Origin of the sequence: Nostoc sp. (assembly GCF_036917195.1) — a bacterium.
Classification (GTDB): domain Bacteria; phylum Cyanobacteriota; class Cyanobacteriia; order Cyanobacteriales; family Nostocaceae; genus Nostoc.
In genome coordinates this window covers 235,993-253,665 of record NZ_JBALDG010000054.1, presented here as the reverse complement: position 1 = coordinate 253,665, position 17,673 = coordinate 235,993, and the positions used below count along the sequence as shown (strand labels likewise).

The following is a 17,673-nucleotide window of genomic DNA, read 5'->3' as shown; positions in this document are numbered from 1 at the left end:
ATGCGGCAACGTTGGCATGAATTTAATCGCTTTCGTGATTGTGTCGATGCCGCATTCAAACAATGTCCTAACGTATTTGCGTAGGGCTATATCTTCTGGAAAAGAAGATGAGAAATATTCTTTTCTTGCTCATGTTTGTTATAAGCAAGATATTCATAGTGTATTAGAAAAAGTGATTAGTCAATTTGTAATTAATTTAGATCAAGCAATTAGAGAAAAAAGTTCAGATACAGAAAATAAACAAGCCCGCAAATGGTTAGACCAAGCTTACAATGAGCTAAATAAAACTGCTAATAGTTTACCTCCAATTACTGAACTTATAGATGAATTAAAAATTCAACTAAGACGTGCAATTCCTAAAATAATTAATCCAAATAACCCTGAAAAAGAACCTAATTATAATCCCGGTATGAACATATTAATCGGGGGTAATAGATTAGGGAGAGGTGTAACAATTGATGGTTTAATGGTAAGTTATTATGGGCGAGATGCAAAACAAAAAGTAATGGATACAGTTCATCAACACGCTCGAATGTATGGTTATCGTCCACAATTAAAAGATGTAACTCGTCTTTTTATAGCAGAACATATATTAGATGCTTTTCGTTCTATTCATGAAGCGGATGAAGGGATGCGTCAAGCAATTGGAGATGACATTCAGAATATTCAACTTCAGCCTGTTTGGATAGGAGGAAATCTCAAACCAACTCGTTCTAATGTTTTAGATCCTTCAGTCATTAATGTATTAGTACCAGGCTCATTAATTTTTCCTCAAAATCCAGCCTATAAAAAAGACGAAATCGAGCATAATTTTAAAGACATTGAGAACATTTTAATTAATTATCAAAATAACGAACTATATGATCTGGTAAATATAGATTTTATTATTAAAATTCTCAGATATACAAAAAGTTATTATGTTTACTCAGAGAAATGGGAAGATAAACATATTATTAAAGGATTAACAGATATGAAATCCAAGGGTATGACAAAAGCCTATTTAAATGTTCGGAGAGGAGAAAAAAATAAAAATCAAGGATTAGATATGAAAAGACAAGAGCCTTTTAAATGGTCACAGTTTGGTTTTGGTTCAGGTAATTGGTCAAAAAAAGCTAAAGAAGAAAATCCTGATGTACCAACTTTAATTATTTGCTATCAAAAAGGAGAAAAAAGTACAGGATGGGATGATCATTCTATCTATCTACCTATGTTAGTTTTACCTAAACACAAATTTGTTTTAATGTTTAATTATGATGACGATGAATAATAGAGGACATTAATGTAAGTAAATGCGGGGTGGACTTCAGTGCAACCAACTGCGATCGCTCCAGATCCGCCACAATAGAAGTTGCCGATGTTTGAGGCGCTGATTATGGAAGAATTATTAACCCTGAAAGACTTGCTTGTTAAGGGCGATGTTCAAGGAGCGTTGATTATAGTTGAAGAATTAGAGGAAATGAGCCGAAATGACATAATCAAGACGATTCGTAGCTATGCAGTGATTCTATTGTTGCATCTAATTAAACAACAAGCTGAAAATCGCACGACTCGCTCTTGGGAAGTTTCTATTCGGAACTCGGTTCGGGAAATTCAACGGGAAAATAAGCGGCGTCAAGCGGGGGGTTATTATCTCACGCCAGAAGAATTGTTAGAAACCTTAGCAGAAGCCTATTTAAATGCCATTGATGAGGCTTCTTTAGAAGTAGAAGAAGGTCGTTATGAAGCCCAAGAATTAGAAAAGCTGGTTAACCAAGAAGAAATTATCAATCGTGCTTTGGCTTTAATCTTACCAGGAGAGTCTAGTTAATTGGCTAAACAGCGACTCGACACACTATTAGTAGAGCTAAATTTATGTTCCTCTCGCGCCTTAGCACAGCGGTTAATTCAGGCGGGGGAAGTTACTGTTAATCAGCAGGTAGTTGATAAATCTGGTACAGAAGTTGATATTTCTGCTCAAATAAATATTAAGGAGCGATCGCCTTTTGTTTCTAGAGGCGGTGAAAAACTCTCCAAAGCTTTATCAGTATTTGCCATTCCTGTAGCAGAGCGCATTTGTTTAGATGGTGGGATTTCTACTGGTGGTTTTACTGATTGTCTCTTGCAAGCTGGAGCAAAACAAGTTTACGGAATTGATGTTGGTTATGGACAAGTTGACTGGCGGTTGCGAAATGATTCGCGGGTAATTTTGCGGGAACGCACTAATTTACGACAACTAGGACCAGATGACTTATATGGGGAGGATGACCCGATTCCTGATTTGGCTGTGGTCGATGTATCGTTTATTTCTTTAACTAAAATTTTGCCTGCTTTGTGGCAACTAATTCAAGCTAACCGAGAAGCTGTATTGTTAGTCAAGCCACAGTTTGAAGTCGGCAGATCCCGTGTAGGTAAAAAAGGTGTTGTGCGTGATCCAAACGACCAAGCTGATGCCATTTTCCAGGTTTTGCAAACAGCGCACCCATTAGGATGGAAATACAAAGGCTTAACTTGGTCGCCGATCACTGGCCCTGCTGGGAATATCGAATATCTTTTGTGGTTGGGAATGGAAAGTGAAACACCATCGCCTGATTTAGAGGCAATTAAGCAAATAACGCAATCAGCAACAACTGATTTACGGAAGAGTTAAACGTCGTATATTAGACACTCTACAGAATCAGGATGAGTATCGCAATAATTTTCTAGAGAGGTTTTCTTTTGTTTTGCTTGGTGTTGATCAGCTTTCTCAGCTTGCAATTCTTCCACAATGTCCCAGGCTACAGCACAACCAGCAGAATCACTGCCATCTTGCTCACAAGTTGTGCGGGCTTCAGTAATAGCTTCAGTAATCGCTTCTTCAATATTTGCCTTCCCAGCAGTTTCAAATGAGTTTAGGCTAGTTGTCATGATCCTTTCACCTTTAGTTTACAGAGATAGATATTAACTGCAAGCTTTCAATGACCTCAGAAAGCTCACCCTCCGGGTGACGCTCCTGCGTCGCTAACGCTGCGCTAACGCCAGTCCAACGCCAGTCGCCTGCGACGGGAAACCCGTCTTCAGCGCTGGCTCCTCTTTGTTGGAGCAACAAGACCGGGCTGACTCACATTTACAGTTTAGATAAACTGACTACAAAAGGCGGTAGTAAACACCGTCATCTTTTTTGCAAAATTGAGTGGGAATTACCCTATTGTCATCTTTGATTCAAAAAGGTAAGGAAAATCCACTAGTTGTGGTCACTAGTAGAGATGGTCATGTTTTCAATCTTGCATCCAAAATTGGGAATGTCAGTCAATTGTCATAAGAGCTTGATAGAAGTTGATAAACACTTATAAACAGCAACAAACGGGAAACAATTTTTATTTATTCTCAATACTTTATGCCTAATTCTTGTCGCAGACGATACAGAATTGTGTTCTGGTCAACTTGAGAGAGAATTTCTTGAATGACGCTGCTAGCGCCCAACTGTCCCCAAGTGCAGCCTTTTTCGAGATACACTTGGGCAGCTTTGCCAACAGAGTATGCTCCATAACCGGCGATACCAGCTTGAGCGATCGCACTGCCAGCAAAGGCAGTAATATTGCTGGGATTGTCACCACTGGTGATTGCAGCCGTACTTTTACCCAAACCTAAAAGAAAACTACTACCTAATTCTCCCAGGAGTAAGCCACCGGAACTAAATAAAATTGTTTTTAAAATTTTTCCGGCTTCATAGCTAGTCATCGGCAAACCATACAATCTAGCTAGAGCGCGAATTAAAGCTAAATCGGCAACAGTTCCGCCAAGGATATCTAAGAAGGCGATGGGATTGAGCATTACTGCCAAAGCTTTGTATTTGGTAAATTGCCAGATGATATCTTCGGCTTCTTGTTCGCGTAAGTCGATGGTTTTTTGAGCGATCGCGGCTTCTGCATCCCGTGCTTGGATCAGTGCATTTAAAGCGAGGAGCGATCGCCCTTCTCGATTGAGAATATTCAGAATAGTCTCTTTTAGTTCGTCTACTTGCGGTGGTGGTGTCTCCCATTCATAACTGACACGTCCATCAGGCCACTCAACCCTTACTTCCATTGGTGCTGGTTCTGCCGCCACCATCACAATTTCATCAGGTAGTAAAGGTTTTGCTTGAGGATGTCCTGCACCGAGTTGTTGTAAATTTTGGTAAATCGCTCCCTGGTCTGTATCTGGATAAAGGTCTATCTTGTTAAACACCAAAATCAAGGGTTTTTGTGCTTGACGCAATTCCAGCAGTGCCTGATACTCAGTGCGTGTGATATCACCAGATACGACAAACAAAATCAAATCCGCCTGATGTACTACTTCTCGTGCCATGTCCGCCCGTGACTCACCCTTAATTTCATCTAATCCAGGGGTATCAATTAACTCTACTAGTACCTTACCCCCTGGCTGCCAACGTACGGAACGCGGCCATTGAGTGACACCGTTCAGGGGCCCAGTTTGCAGAATCTTGTCTCCCAGCAAGGCATTTAAAACTGCTGACTTACCACGACTCACCAAACCAAAAGCGGCAATTCTAATAACGCTAGAGTCCAACTTGTTGAGTGTGGAGTTCAAAGCTTCCAATTCCGGTTTCACTAAACCTGCCAATTCTGGGTTAGATGAAAGCTGTCCTGACTTGCGAAGATATCCATACCAAGACAGCACTTGCCTGAGACTGGCGCGGGCACGATTTAAGTGAGTTTCTTGCAGATTACGCACGAAGTTAGGTTGATTCAAGTTTGGACAAACAACAGGCTACATATCCATTTTGATCTAATTCCATCAGATGCTCAAAAAATGCTCAAACTGATCAGGGAATCAAGATACTATCCTCAGCATAAACCCCTCTACAAGTGTTCTACTTACAAAAGGCAACACCTCATTTAGTTTACAAACCTCTCCTAGGCGTCCCAGAAGAGTGCTGTTATTTGGATCACTCACTATCTTGTTTTGTTCTTTTTTTCCTTTTCCAAATCTTTTTCAACTTTAGATTTCAAATTATTCAACTCTAAAAGAACCAGTGGTTTTATAAAGTCTATAGCTTTTAGGGCAAGCTCTCTACCTTTGACTGGATCTTCTACATTGGTTATACTTAACTATGTCTGCCCTGAAAGAAGCTTATTGATTAATTCCTGCTGTTGCTGTAGCTGCTCTTTCAGTAGGTTTATCTCTGACTGCTGCACCTGCTGACTAGTGGTAGCTGGAAGTTCAGGGTTAATTTGCATCGCCTTATCAGTTATATCCTGATAATGCTTTTGGCTTACCATCTCACCATGCCCACACCAAGCAGAAACTATTTTCTCATCTCTGCCTAAATCAAATATTTGGTGAGTAATAAATGTATGCCTGGTGTTGTAGGGTTTAAGGTATTTACTTAGCTTACCTTGCTTTATCAGTAGAGGAATAATCCCTTTATTACCATACGCCCCACTCCAGACTGCATGGAAAGTTGTACCTAGTATTATCTTACCTGTCTTTGATTTAAATACTATTTCATTAGCTTTACCTTGAGGGATTGATTTTAGAAGGCTCCATAATTCCCCATCTTTAGGTAAAGGGAAGCGTCTAATTACACTTTGATTTCCCTTTGCTGTTTTTGTAGGGTAAAAACCTTTAGTCACTCTATCGTAGGTGCGTCTGATTAAAATCTCTTCACTATCCCACTTAACATCACCCCACATAAATGCAACTGCTTCACCTGTACGCACTCCAGTTAGGAACTTAAACTTGATGAAGTTATACCAGTGCGTTGTCTGCTTGATGCTTTCAAGGATAATTAATACCTCATCCCAGCTATAGGATTTTGATCTATCTAAAATATCATCATCACTTTCTGTTTCTACCTCATTTTGTTTTTTACCTTTTGCGCCTAACTGTTTTATTTCATCTGACATACCATCAAAAGGATCGTGATTTATATACTGACATTTTATGGCAAATTTATAAGCTTTTGATAAATGACTGATTAACTTTTTAACAGCAGGTAAGTTTCTATTTTCAACCAACCAATTTCTAATTTTTACTGCATCTTCAGCTTTTGTAGCTTCTATTGCTGACTTCAGGAAATTAGTAAAAGTTTCACTAAAAGCTTTAGCGTAAGTTGTTTCCTTTAACCCTGGTTTTATACTTTCACAATACCTATCCCAAATCTCCATCAGAGATAATTCAGGTTTAGGTGGTAATTGCTCCTCTGAGGTTAAAGTATTCTTCCCTAGCTTCAGATTTGATCTTAAGCCATACTTCTTTAAAATATCCTGATAATGCCCCAAGTTGAAGTTCCCTTCACCATCATCAAGCTCCCCATCCTCAAGTTCTGTTTGTAATTTCCGTTGTAGCTTACTAGCTATATACTCCCACCCATTTCCTAGAGGAATACCTGTTGCCAGCTTTATTTGGCTCTTGTTAGAGTAATTTCTCGGGAAACAAGCTTTGACCACCCCTGAATCAATCCGAACTGTTACTTGCCCCTTTTTAGCCTTACCACTGGGTGTTTTAAGGTCATTTATCATAATGCTCAAATTAGGTAAAATTAGTTCCAAAGTGAACGTAATATATGGGGATAGCCTGCGGCAAGCCCTACGTGTCTACGGTAAATTAAGCTTTTTGGCGGTTTTTGCGTAAGTCATAATATAGTTAGGTTTATTTGTGCCTACCTACTTAATTTCCAGACTGTTAACCGTTTTGTCAAATTAGGCAATTGTTCAGAAGAGTTTGCATAAGCTACGTAGCAAATTGATTGTATAATAGTGAATCAAGTACCAGAATTGATCAGCAAGCCTTTGAACAAGGTGAGGTTAAAGCTAAACTAAAAGCAGTACCACCAATGTTGGTTGGCAGCAGGGTTGAGTATAAAACAAGTAGCATCGGCTTTAGATTTGAGTGTCGAAAAAGTCAGACAAGTAACACAAAGTCAGCCTTGAAAAGGATACGGTAAGTTTTATGCGTGAGTAAGGCGAAATTTTGTTTGCGCCCTTGAGACTTGACTGACGACGAATTTATAGTTAATTTTTGTTAATATTGGAAGCGGTGTTAGTACTTCGTCCTCAACCAGCCACTCCCTACCTGAGAGAAACTTAATGCTGCGATTAGAACATATAAGTAAAATTTATCCCACAGGCGAAGTTCTCAAAGATATCAACTGGGAAGTTAAACCAGGCGATCGCATTGGCTTAGTCGGTGTCAACGGTGCGGGAAAATCCACCCAACTCAAAATCATCTCTGGGGAAATTGAACCTACCGCCGGTGAAATCATTCGTCCTAATAGCTTACACATAGCCTACCTCAACCAAGAGTTTGAAGTAGACCCCAGCCGCACTGTTAGAGAAGAATTTTGGACTGTCTTCAAAGAAGCCAACGAAGTACAGTTGTCTCTAGCACACGTACCACAAGAGATGGAAACGGCTAACCCAGAGGAACTGGATCGACTGATCGAGAAGTTGGATCGCTTGCAGCGCAAATTTGAAGCCTTGGATGGCTACAACTTAGATGCACGCATCGGGAAAATCTTACCAGAGATGGGGTTTGGGCTAGAAGATGGCGATCGCCTCGTCAGTGCCTTTAGTGGTGGTTGGCAGATGCGGATGAGTTTAGGTAAAATTCTTTTGCAAAAACCCGACTTGTTGCTGCTGGATGAACCGACTAACCACCTGGATTTAGAAACCATTGAGTGGTTGGAAAATTACCTCAGAGGGCTAGTTACGCCGATGGTAATAGTCTCCCATGACCGGGAGTTCCTTGACCGCCTCTGCACCCAAATTGTGGAAACTGAACGTGGCGTTTCCAGTACTTACCTTGGGAACTACTCAGCATATTTAGAACAAAAAGCTGAAAGTCAATCAGCACAACTGAGTGCTTACGAACGCCAACAGAAAGAATTAGAGAAACAGCAAACCTTTGTTGATAGATTTCGCGCCAGTGCTACCCGTAGTACCCAGGCAAAAAGCCGGGAAAAGCAACTAGAAAAAATTGAGCGCATTGAAGCACCCATTGCGGGAGTTAGAACTCTCCACTTCCGTTTTCCGCCTGCACCCCGTAGTGGACGGGAGGTAGTAGAAATTAAAGACTTAACTCATATCTATGATGATAAGATTTTGTTTTTGGGAACGAATCTCCTAATTGAAAGAGGCGATCGCATTGCATTTCTGGGACCCAACGGTGCTGGCAAATCTACCCTTCTACGCGTGATTATGGGTATGGAACCACCCACAGAAGGTAGCGTGAAATTAGGCGATCACAACGTTATTCCCGGTTACTTTGAGCAAAATCAAGCTGAAGCCTTGGATTTGAAGAGAACTGTCATGGAAACTATCCATGATGAAGTTCCTGACTGGGATAATCAAGAAGTCCGCACGCTTTTGGGACGATTTTTATTCACTGGTGATACTGTATTTAAGGCAGTTGGCGCATTAAGTGGAGGAGAAAAAGCTCGTCTGGCGTTGGCAAAAATGCTCTTACGTCCCGCTAACTTACTAATTTTAGATGAGCCAACAAACCACCTAGATATTCCAGCTAAAGAAATGCTGGAAGAAGCGCTCAAAAATTATGATGGTACGGCAATTGTAGTTTCCCATGATCGCTACTTTATTTCTCAAGTAGCAAATAAAATCGTCGAAATTCGTGATGGTGAATTTCGGGTTTACTTAGGAGATTATCATTACTATCTCCAGAAAATTGCCGAAGAAAAAGAACAAGCGAAGTTAGCTGCAATAGAAGCTGAAAAAGCAGCGAAAAAAGCTGCTAAAGCTGCTAAAGCTTCCACGAAAAGGAAATAAGAGGTTGGATAATGCCTTAGTAGTAGCGTTTTCCCGCTACTACTAATATACTTGGCGTTGTAAAAGCTACTGCAAAACAAAAATGATTTCCCTTAGTTTGGAAGTAGCAATTGCTACTTCCAAACTAATCAATAATTTAAAAATCATAAAATGCACAAGATTTAACAAGCTTAAGAAAAATCTAAGAAAACTATAAAGTAATTAATAAAAGAATTTAATAAGCATATATCTCCTTGCGGCGTGGATTAGCAATGGTATCATTCGGGTATTACAAAAAGTAAAGGGCAATTTTACTATGACCAAAGCACCTGTTGCTCCTGTGGTGCTAGTCATTTTAGACGGATGGGGCTACTGCGAGCAGACGCGAGGAAACGCTATTGTTGCTGCTAAAACTCCCATCGTGGACACTTTATGGGCAGCTTACCCGCATAGCCTCATCCACACATCAGGAAAAGCTGTAGGGTTGCCACAAGGTCAAATGGGCAACTCAGAAGTTGGTCATTTGAACATTGGTGCTGGGCGAGTGGTACCGCAAGAACTTGTACGCATCTCTGATGCAGTCGAAGACGGTTCTATTGCCTTAAACCCAGCACTCGTTAAAATTTGCCAGGAAGTTCGCTCTCGGAATAGCAAGCTGCATCTAGTAGGCCTTTGTTCTGAGGGAGGGGTACATTCGCATATCACCCATCTATTCGGACTACTTGACTTAGCCAAAGACCAACGAATTCCAGAAGTTTGTATTCACGCCATCACTGATGGTCGTGACACGGCCCCAACTGACGGTGTAAGAGCAATCACACTGCTGCAAGATTATATAGATCGCACAGGAATTGGGCGCATAGTCACCCTCAGCGGTCGCTACTACGCGATGGATCGCGATCACCGCTGGGATCGGGTCAAACGCGCCTACGACGTGATGACTCAAGATAGTGTTGGTAATGGTCTCAAGGCTGTGGAAATCTTGCAAGCATCTTACGCATTAGGGATAAAAGACGAATTTGTCAACCCAATCCGAATTGCTCCAGGCGCAATAGAACCAGGGGATGGGGTGATATTTTTTAACTTCCGCCCCGATCGCTCCCGACAACTGACTCAAGCTTTGGTCAGTCCCACGTTTAACGGTTTTGAAAGACAGCAAATCACACCACTGTCTTTTGTCACCTTTACGCAGTACGATTCAGACTTACCCGTGGCTGTAGCCTTTGAGCCTCAGAATCTCAGTAACATTCTGGGAGAAGTGATAGCCAATCATAGTCTGAAGCAGTTCCGCACTGCCGAAACAGAAAAATACGCCCACGTCACCTATTTCTTTAATGGGGGTCTGGAGGAACCTTTTGCTGGAGAAGATCGGGTACTGGTAAGCAGCCCGATGGTAGCGACTTACGATCATGCCCCAGCCATGTCAGCAGCAGCAGTTACAGATGTAGCGATCGCTGCGATTCAAAAGGGTACGTATTCTCTAGTTGTAATTAACTATGCCAACCCAGACATGGTAGGGCATACTGGTCAAATCGAAGCTACCATTACAGCAGTTGAAACAGTTGATCGCTGTTTGGGACGCCTACTAGAAAGCATTATTAAAGCCGGCGGTACAACAATTATTACTGCCGACCACGGCAACGCTGAGTATATGCTAGATAATGGGGGTAATCCCTGGACAGCTCATACCACTAACCCAGTCCCCTTTATCTTGGTGGAAGGAGAGAAAGTCAAAATCCCTGGATATGGTACTAATGTCGAACTGCGAAGCGATGGCAAGCTATCCGACATTGCTCCCACAATTCTAGAGATTTTACAGTTGCCTCAGCCACCAGAAATGACAGGGCGATCGCTGCTGAAAACAGCAGAATATGAGCTGCAACCCACTCGCATCCCTGTGCAAGTAGGGCTGTAAAAGAGTTAGGAGTTAAGAGTGAGGAGTTAATAATTAAAAGTGAAGAGTGATAAATTAAGACTTTCCTAACTCCTAACTCCTGTACAGACGCGATTAATCGCGTCTGTACTCCTAACTCCTAACTTCCAACCCTGACTCCTCTTTTTTAAAACTTTTTATAAATGAGATTCCTACCATGACAGCTACTAATATTGTGCAAGGCATTTGGGCATTTTCCGCCACTGGTTTGATTATCTTGGTTTTACTGCATAGCCCTAAAGGTGATGGCATTGGAGCCATTGGCGGACAAGCCCAGCTATTTAGCAGTACCAAGAGTGCAGAAAACACTTTAAACCGAATTACTTGGGCATTGACAGTAATTTTTCTCGGCTTAACAGTAGTTTTAAGTGCTGGTTGGCTGCCTAAATAAGGATAGGTTAATGGGGAAAATAACCCAACACCCAATACTTAACACCCTAATAAATTTAATTTCACGGCGGTTAATTACAGCTCTTGCCTTGTTTATTGGCACAGGGCTGTTAATCATTTTTACAAATCTCCAGTCGAGCAATGGGTTTACAATAATACCAAAATCTATATATCCAGGCTTAATAATCTCTCTCCCTACCTCATCTTCCCCAAAACCCCATCTCTTACCGCCCACACTTGTACAGTGGCAAGATAGCACTAACAGTGGTGACTATTTTTCCCAAATCACAACAACCCAAGTTGGTTATTTGGTCTGGTCACAATTTCCCGTTCGAGTTTACGTAGAACCACCAAAAGCTCTCAGTGAAAAACAAGCTCAAGCATGGGTTAACGGTGTCTTGCAGGGTGTGCAAGAATGGAGTACTTATTTGCCTTTGACAGTAGTCGAACAGCCAGAAATAGCTGATATTACAATTGTGCGAAAAGCGCCACCTCTACAAATTTCCCCTGGTAGTAATATACCCCGAGCGCGATCCGCACAAACTACTTACGAGTTATACACCAGCAACAAAGTTTTATCTCACCGCTTCATCATCTTTTTAAACCCCAGTCAAACAGGTGAGTATCTCATTGCAGCCGCTCGCCACGAATTCGGTCATGCATTGGGAATTTGGGGCCATAGTCCGCTACAAACCGATGCACTATATTTTTCTCAAGTTCGTAACCCGTCGCCTATTTCTGCCAGAGATGTAAATACTCTAAAGCGGGTTTATGAACAGCCAACCAGTTTAGGATGGTCTTTAGTGGATAATTCAAAGATTAATTGATCAATATCATCACTTACAATCAAAAAGATTTACAAGGCGTACAAAAATTTGGGCTGAAAATACACTAGTAGGAATATTTTATTCTACCGTTTTATCATCTTTGTGAGTCTTATAGCAATCCTCAATCATTCATGAGAAACAAGATCCCCGATTTCTCAAAGCCGAGGATCTGCGGGTTGCAATTATTCTCACGCTTTGCGATTCAAAGTAATAGTGTGCTACCAACTGAAGTTTCATAAAAAAGTAATTTTATTCAAAAAAAACACAATTAAAACCAGTTTTTGATTTGACTGCTTCTTTAAAAGAGAAAACATTCCGAAAAAATTCTCCCAAGGGTCATTTTTCCATTCCTCCTTATCATATTGGGCATAAAAATGTGTAGGCGCAGCCTGCCGTAGATATCGCACTTTTTCCCTTTCCCTAAGAGGTTGTTTGAAAAGTCTAATTTATTACTTGCCTTGGCGACTATAAGTTCCGGCTACACGAGACAAAACCTGCCTGCGCGGGTTAAAAACCTTGATTTTTCATGCTTTCCACGGAGGTGGACTTCTCTGCAAGACGCTACGCGAACGTTTGTGTAGTAGCGAATTCTATTCGCCCAATACTTTTCAAACATCCTCTAAGCTCTGCGACTTAGTGGTAGAGGTCGCTGTGCTAAAACTTCTTTATAAAGTTCTTCGAGTAGACTAATATTGTTACTAAGGGTATAGCGGTCTAATACACGCTGTCTGGCTTTTTGCCCCAGTAAGGTTGTTAACTCCGGATGGTCTTGCAACACTGGCAAGAGGGTTCTTAATTGCGATCGCGCTGTTTTGGTACTAATAACTACACCTGCGCCCTTTTCCAATACTTCTCCATCTGCACCCACGTCTGTTGCTAAACAAGCCAACCCACATGCCATTCCTTCTAACAGAGATAGGGACAAACCCTCTACCAATGAAGGCAAAACAAATACATCTGCGCCCCGCAAAATTTCGATGCGTCGGTCTTCATCAGCAACAAATCCCAACCAGATAATGCCGTACTCTGAACCATAAAACGGCTCTAAGGAAGATTTCAAAGGACCGTCGCCAACAATTAGCAACTTACTACCAAGCCCCATTGCAGATTGCTTCCAAGCCCGGAGGAGGGCTTCGACATTTTTCTCTGGCGCTATTCGACCCTGATAGACAAACAAGCGTTCGGCTTTAAATTGTGCTTTGACTTTAGAAAGTCCTGGAGAATACTTGGCTGTATCAACACCGTTAGGAATTACGGCAATATTTTCTTCTCTCACGCCCATCCGTGCCAATAATTCTCGCTGAATTTGGGAAAATACAATCACGCGATCATAGTTAACTAAAAAAGGCGCGTAGAGCTGATAAGCCAAAAGTTGTGTTCCCGATATCAGCTTTGCCCCCTTACCAGCAAAGGGTGTGTGAAAAGTGGCAATTAAGGGCAACCTCAGTTCCTCACAGATTTCCGGTAGAAGAAAGTCTAAAGGAGATAGCGTCAAGGAAGCATGGACTATATCTGGCTTGATTTCCCGCAACGACTCCGTTAAAACTTTAGTAGCTTTAAAAGTGGGAATTGTATAAACCTGGGACTTGTAAATAAAAGGTAGGGAAACCTCTCGAAGATTTGGCCAATTGTCAGGTTCAGACTCTTCCTGGGCGAAGTGAAGAAAGCTAACTTGATGTCCCCTATCTAGCAAGGCATTTGTAATTTCTCGACTGTAGGTGACATTCCCGCAAAAGGGTGATTTTTTTCCAATCCAGGCTATACGCATTCTTTATTTAGCTGTAAGAAAAGCGGGTTTAATCTATTACTTGTGTGTCCTTTGTGATTTTTATTTTATCTAACTATACTTGCTGATTTTTTTAATTATTACAGATTTTCACCACAATATAGTTTAAACAGCCTATTTTAAGCTGATTAAACCAGTGGATTTATGGCTTTATTTATTCTACTTATAAGTTGTTAATTTATGATATTTAAACAACTTATTCTAACTAATGTCAGATTGATATCCCGCAAGTATGTGATAAATTTTCACTGACCACAGTTTACCATGAACACAAAAGCTTTAAGGAAATTAGTAATTACTTCAAGGTAATGAATAATAACTCCTGTTAGCTGATAACTACTTATGTGAGTTATACCAGGTTAATATACCTCCTGAAAAGACGATCGCTGCTAATCCCAAAAAAACTACCTGTAATCCCAGAAAGGTTTCTGCTACACCTGCTAATGCCAAAGGTAAGGAGAGAGCAATATTAATTACATTGTTCTGCAAGCCAAAGACTTTACCACGCATTTCTGGAGGTGTTTCTGTTTGGATCGCTGTTTGCATGGGAATACCCACTAGCGCCCCAAAAACACCCAATAGCGCTACTAGTAACAAGACTAGCCACAGTTGGGTTGTAAATACTGATAGACCAATCAAGGATGCTGCCATGCCCATACAACCGCACAGACTTAGTTGCCTATAGGAGAAGCGTTGACCAAATTGACCGAGAATTGTTGCTCCAGCAGCGATGCCAACACCGCCAGATGCTAGTAAAAAGCCGAACTGGGAGGCTTTCATGTTAGGAATTATTTCTGCCATGCGAACGGCTAGAACAGTTAATGCTGCAAAGACAGAAAACAAGATAATCAGCTGAAGCAAAGCATTGCGGACGCGATGATTTGCTTTGAGATAGGCAAAACCATCCCGCAAGTCAGAGAATACATGAGGGAATTCTGTATCGGGGTCGTGGTGTTTTTCGTTAGTTGCCAAGAGGAATAAAATTATTCCTGCGATCGCATAACTACCACCTACTAAAAGTTCTTTGCCCAAACTACCATTACTACCAATTTGCAGCCAAAGTCCATCAGCGATCGCTAACAATGGTTCCCCGACGGCAAACCCAACAATCACCGATGCCATCATCGTTGTCGTGTAAAGCGAATTTGCCGAGAGCAAATGCTGTTCTTCTACTATCAAAGGAATTGCCGCCTGTTCTGCCGGTGCAAAAAACTGCGTCAGTGTGGAAACTAAAAAAGTCACACCCAGGATGATCAAAAAACCCACTGGCAGTACTCCTATGGGTTTCCAATCATGAGTTAACCACAGCAGGAAGGGAATTGACAAAACCAGGATGCCGCGCCAAATATTCGTTGCCACTAGCACAGCCTTTTTCGACCAGCGATCAACAAACACACCAGCAACGGAACCAAACAATACGGCTGGAATAGTAAAAGCCATCATCAAGGCTGATACCCAACCACTAATACTCTGATTACCACCTTGAAACTGAGTATTAATCAAGGCAATCATCAGCACCAAATAAACTTTATCTGCTAGTTGGGAGAAAACTTGACCACCCCAAAGAGCCAGGAAATTAAGGTTTTTTAATACGGGCAAAAACCCCTTCTGTTTGACATTTCCTGAAACAGCTTCTGGACCTAAACCAGATCCATCTAATTTCGGTGGTTCTTTTTCTGGGGGAGAAGCTGCTGGCAAACTTTGCCCGTTGCTATCTACCTCAGCAGTGGTTAATTTTTCCTCAGATTGTGTTTCTGATTGACTTGGAGCATCAGTTTTTGAGATGTCCTCTGTCCAACTTTGCTCGTTTTTAGAAACGTCTTTTGGGGACATTTCTTGGCTATTGATTTGACTAGGTGTACAGTTGGAAACGGCACTCAAGTGATTCTTGACTGGAGGATCTAATGCCCCATTCTGTTTTTTGACAAGGCTTGGTGACAAAGGCAGGATTTTTTTATCCAAATCAGAGGGTTGCATCATGGTTGGCAGCAAAATAAGAGTCGATCAAGGTAGCAGAGCGAATAGGGCGACCTAATTGATACTGAGCATACTGGCGCAAAATCTGCTCAACAGATAACCAGTTATGATCTCTAGCACCATCAATTTGCATTATCTCTGGTTGTGACAGATGTTGAAGCAAAGCTAATTCCACAGCACCAGGACGACTAGAAATTACAGGTATTTCTTGCCGATGCACAACAACTGTTTGGGAGCCAGGTTTTGCAGGTGATGGGATAATAGCGTGATTGGGTGATGGAGAAAATGAATTTCTTTGTATCCCCCTCTCCCTCTCTCCCTCTGTTCGTAAACGTTCCCAAGCTTCTAAGCAAACCGCTCCACCCGCAGGAATGCTAAATCCTACCTGCCAGTTGGGGTCTGTAAAGTCTGGCTTGAGGGGGCGCCCAGATAGACAACAGATTTGCACTTGCGGTGTTAGTCCTGCTAAGGCTAAAAGATGAAACACCCCATGAGCCAGATGAGCTAAAACACCAGATGCATTTGCACTAGACAACGCCTCCAACCGATGGAGATGTTCATTGAATAACTCATAAAGTTCTTCTTGGGGTTGTTCGCTCAAAGCTTGACACAGGACTATTTCTGCTAAATACTGGCTGGCAGCCAATTTTCCCAAATCTTTAGCTAAACCAGGATAAGTTTTTAACGTCTGTGCTTGAGTAATTTTATCAAGCGATCGCCCTTTCGCGATCAATAGTTCATTGACAACAAACATACCACTCCTGCCGCCCAGGCTGGAGTTGTGCTTACGTGCCCCTGGAGCCACTGCTCGAATCAGTCCCAACTCCGGTGTCAAAATCGTCACTATTTTATCTGATTCTCCCAGTACCTGGGTTTTAAGATTAATTCCGGTTGCTTTGTAGGTTCTACTCATTAGTAATTAGTCATTAGCCAATCAATTTTGGATTTGGGACTTCGGCTGCGCTCAGTCGAACGATTTTAGATTTTAGATTAACCCCATACTCAAGGTAGGGGCTTGGGAAAGGAATGCAAGGATTTTAGATTTTTCCATAGTTGAAACTAGTTGCTCTCAAACCAGGTTTAAATTTTGAATCTTCAATCCCTTCGGCTTGGTGCAGTCACTCATGGGGGAAACCCCCTTGGCGCTAGCCTCTCACGAATGGGAGAAGACCGCGCTGCTTCACCAAAATCCAAAATTTAAAATCTAAAATTGGTCATTGGTCATTAGGTTAGGACAAAGTACAAATGACATAGACGTGCCCGCAGTTTCCCGCAGGGTAGGACGAGAAACAAATGACTATTCACCCTTTCCCAGGTTATCGCGCTGGCGGATCAAATCGATACCGCGAGATGTGCCTAATCTAGTAGCACCAGCTACGATTAAGTCTAGGGCTTGATTGATAGTGTGGATACCACCCGAAGCCTTAATTCCCACCCTTTCTTTTGCCAATTCCTGCAAAAGTCGCACATCTGCCACTGTTGCACCACCATTCCAACCTGTACTAGTTTTTAAGAAAGCCGCCCCCGCCTCCATAGCTATTTCAGCAGCTATTTTTTTCTCCGCATCTGTCAACAGGTTGGTTTCCAAAATTACCTTGACAGTTTGCCCAGTCTCTTCACAAATTTCGGCAATTTCCCGGTGGACTTCTTCAGTTTTACCAGCTTTCAACCAGCCCAAGTTCATTGCCACATCCAACTCAGTGGCCCCATTTTCTGCTGCTTCTTGAGCCTCATACAGCTTGACTGCTGAAGTCGTTGCACCAGAGGGAAAACCAATCACCGTACAGACTTTTGGGTTCTTGCCGTGGAGGAGTTCGGCTGCTTGTTTGACATAGGCGGGATACAAGCAAACCGCCGCAAAATTGAATCTGTATGCTTCTTCACACCACTGCTTAACCTGCTCTGGAGTAGCCGTTGGCGTTAACAGGGCGTGATCTATAAATGGCGCAATATCAATATCTGCATAGTCTGCTGCCATCGTGTCTTCTGCCAGTAATTGATTATTAAACTTTATAAAAAATTAAAACATTTCTTATATAT

The 17,673-nt window shown here is 41.8% G+C and carries 14 protein-coding genes; 7 read left to right on the top strand and 7 right to left on the bottom strand.

Features of this window, described 5'->3' with window-relative positions:
* From V7K40_RS17910 to V7K40_RS17900, 3 genes are all read left to right on the top strand, one after another.
* On the top strand, window positions 1–1,267 hold a 1,267-nt coding region (locus V7K40_RS17910; RefSeq protein ID WP_334961920.1), incomplete at its 5' end, for a Z1 domain-containing protein.
* 105 nt (window positions 1,268–1,372) lie between these two features.
* Window positions 1,373–1,807 (top strand): DUF29 family protein, encoded by a 435-nt coding sequence (locus V7K40_RS17905; protein WP_334961918.1) that lies wholly within the window; start codon window positions 1,373–1,375, stop codon window positions 1,805–1,807.
* Window positions 1,808–2,626, top strand: a complete 819-nt coding sequence (locus V7K40_RS17900) for a TlyA family RNA methyltransferase (protein WP_334961916.1) — start codon at window positions 1,808–1,810, stop codon at window positions 2,624–2,626.
* On the opposite strand, the gene V7K40_RS17895 is transcribed toward V7K40_RS17900, so the two are convergent.
* From V7K40_RS17895 to V7K40_RS17885, 3 genes are all read right to left on the bottom strand, one after another.
* The gene (locus tag V7K40_RS17895; protein WP_298911910.1) at window positions 2,623–2,883 is read right to left on the bottom strand and encodes a Calvin cycle protein CP12; all 261 of its coding nucleotides are present in this window, start codon (window positions 2,881–2,883) and stop codon (window positions 2,623–2,625) included. The two genes, V7K40_RS17900 and V7K40_RS17895, sit on opposite strands and share 4 nt — an antisense overlap.
* A gap of 459 nt (window positions 2,884–3,342) precedes the next feature.
* Window positions 3,343–4,689, bottom strand: a complete 1,347-nt coding sequence (locus V7K40_RS17890; protein ID WP_334961913.1) for a GTP-binding protein — start codon at window positions 4,687–4,689, stop codon at window positions 3,343–3,345.
* 377 nt (window positions 4,690–5,066) lie between these two features.
* Complete coding sequence (locus tag V7K40_RS17885; protein ID WP_334961911.1) at window positions 5,067–6,509, bottom strand: tyrosine-type recombinase/integrase; 1,443 nt, start codon at window positions 6,507–6,509, stop codon at window positions 5,067–5,069.
* Window positions 6,510–7,046: 537 nt separating this feature from the next.
* On the opposite strand from V7K40_RS17885, the gene V7K40_RS17880 reads away from it, so the two are divergent.
* The 4 genes from V7K40_RS17880 to V7K40_RS17865 all read left to right on the top strand — a co-directional run bounded on the left by V7K40_RS17880 (window position 7,047) and on the right by V7K40_RS17865 (window position 11,870).
* On the top strand, window positions 7,047–8,741 hold the full coding sequence (locus V7K40_RS17880) for an ABC-F family ATP-binding cassette domain-containing protein (RefSeq protein WP_334961909.1): 1,695 nt from the start codon (window positions 7,047–7,049) through the stop codon (window positions 8,739–8,741).
* 295 nt (window positions 8,742–9,036) lie between these two features.
* On the top strand, window positions 9,037–10,635 hold the full coding sequence (gene gpmI / locus V7K40_RS17875; protein WP_334961907.1) for a 2,3-bisphosphoglycerate-independent phosphoglycerate mutase: 1,599 nt from the start codon (window positions 9,037–9,039) through the stop codon (window positions 10,633–10,635).
* Between the two features lie 175 nt (window positions 10,636–10,810).
* Window positions 10,811–11,044: a preprotein translocase subunit SecG gene (gene secG, locus V7K40_RS17870; RefSeq protein ID WP_012410686.1), complete on the top strand. Its 234-nt coding sequence runs from the start codon at window positions 10,811–10,813 to the stop codon at window positions 11,042–11,044.
* A 10-nt stretch (window positions 11,045–11,054) separates the two neighbouring features.
* Window positions 11,055–11,870 (top strand): peptidase, encoded by an 816-nt coding sequence (locus V7K40_RS17865; protein ID WP_334961905.1) that lies wholly within the window; start codon window positions 11,055–11,057, stop codon window positions 11,868–11,870.
* A 619-nt stretch (window positions 11,871–12,489) separates the two neighbouring features.
* Here the strand turns inward: V7K40_RS17865 and V7K40_RS17860 are convergent.
* The 4 genes from V7K40_RS17860 to deoC all read right to left on the bottom strand — a co-directional run bounded on the left by V7K40_RS17860 (window position 12,490) and on the right by deoC (window position 17,611).
* Window positions 12,490–13,638: a glycosyltransferase family 4 protein gene (locus V7K40_RS17860; RefSeq protein ID WP_334961903.1), complete on the bottom strand. Its 1,149-nt coding sequence runs from the start codon at window positions 13,636–13,638 to the stop codon at window positions 12,490–12,492.
* 354 nt (window positions 13,639–13,992) lie between these two features.
* On the bottom strand, window positions 13,993–15,633 hold the full coding sequence (locus V7K40_RS17855; RefSeq protein WP_334961935.1) for an MFS transporter: 1,641 nt from the start codon (window positions 15,631–15,633) through the stop codon (window positions 13,993–13,995).
* A complete protein-coding gene (gene recO, locus V7K40_RS17850; protein ID WP_334961901.1) occupies window positions 15,620–16,546 on the bottom strand; it encodes a DNA repair protein RecO in 927 nt (308 codons plus the stop codon). The genes V7K40_RS17855 and recO overlap by 14 nt, the downstream gene beginning before the upstream one ends.
* 384 nt (window positions 16,547–16,930) lie before the next feature.
* Entirely contained in the window at window positions 16,931–17,611 is a 681-nt protein-coding gene (deoC, locus tag V7K40_RS17845; protein ID WP_334961899.1) for a deoxyribose-phosphate aldolase, read from the bottom strand.
* Window positions 17,612–17,673: the final 62 nt, after the last annotated feature.

Coding starts and splice junctions, on each gene's coding strand:
- V7K40_RS17905 (WP_334961918.1), top strand. CDS start 1,373: ATGGAAGAATTATTAACCCTGAAAGACTTGCTTGTTAAGGGCGATGTT.
- V7K40_RS17895 (WP_298911910.1), bottom strand. CDS start 2,883: ATGACAACTAGCCTAAACTCATTTGAAACTGCTGGGAAGGCAAATATT.
- V7K40_RS17880 (WP_334961909.1), top strand. CDS start 7,047: ATGCTGCGATTAGAACATATAAGTAAAATTTATCCCACAGGCGAAGTT.
- gpmI (WP_334961907.1), top strand. CDS start 9,037: ATGACCAAAGCACCTGTTGCTCCTGTGGTGCTAGTCATTTTAGACGGA.
- secG (WP_012410686.1), top strand. CDS start 10,811: ATGACAGCTACTAATATTGTGCAAGGCATTTGGGCATTTTCCGCCACT.
- V7K40_RS17865 (WP_334961905.1), top strand. CDS start 11,055: ATGGGGAAAATAACCCAACACCCAATACTTAACACCCTAATAAATTTA.
- V7K40_RS17860 (WP_334961903.1), bottom strand. CDS start 13,638: ATGCGTATAGCCTGGATTGGAAAAAAATCACCCTTTTGCGGGAATGTC.
- V7K40_RS17855 (WP_334961935.1), bottom strand. CDS start 15,633: ATGCAACCCTCTGATTTGGATAAAAAAATCCTGCCTTTGTCACCAAGC.
- recO (WP_334961901.1), bottom strand. CDS start 16,546: ATGAGTAGAACCTACAAAGCAACCGGAATTAATCTTAAAACCCAGGTA.
- deoC (WP_334961899.1), bottom strand. CDS start 17,611: ATGGCAGCAGACTATGCAGATATTGATATTGCGCCATTTATAGATCAC.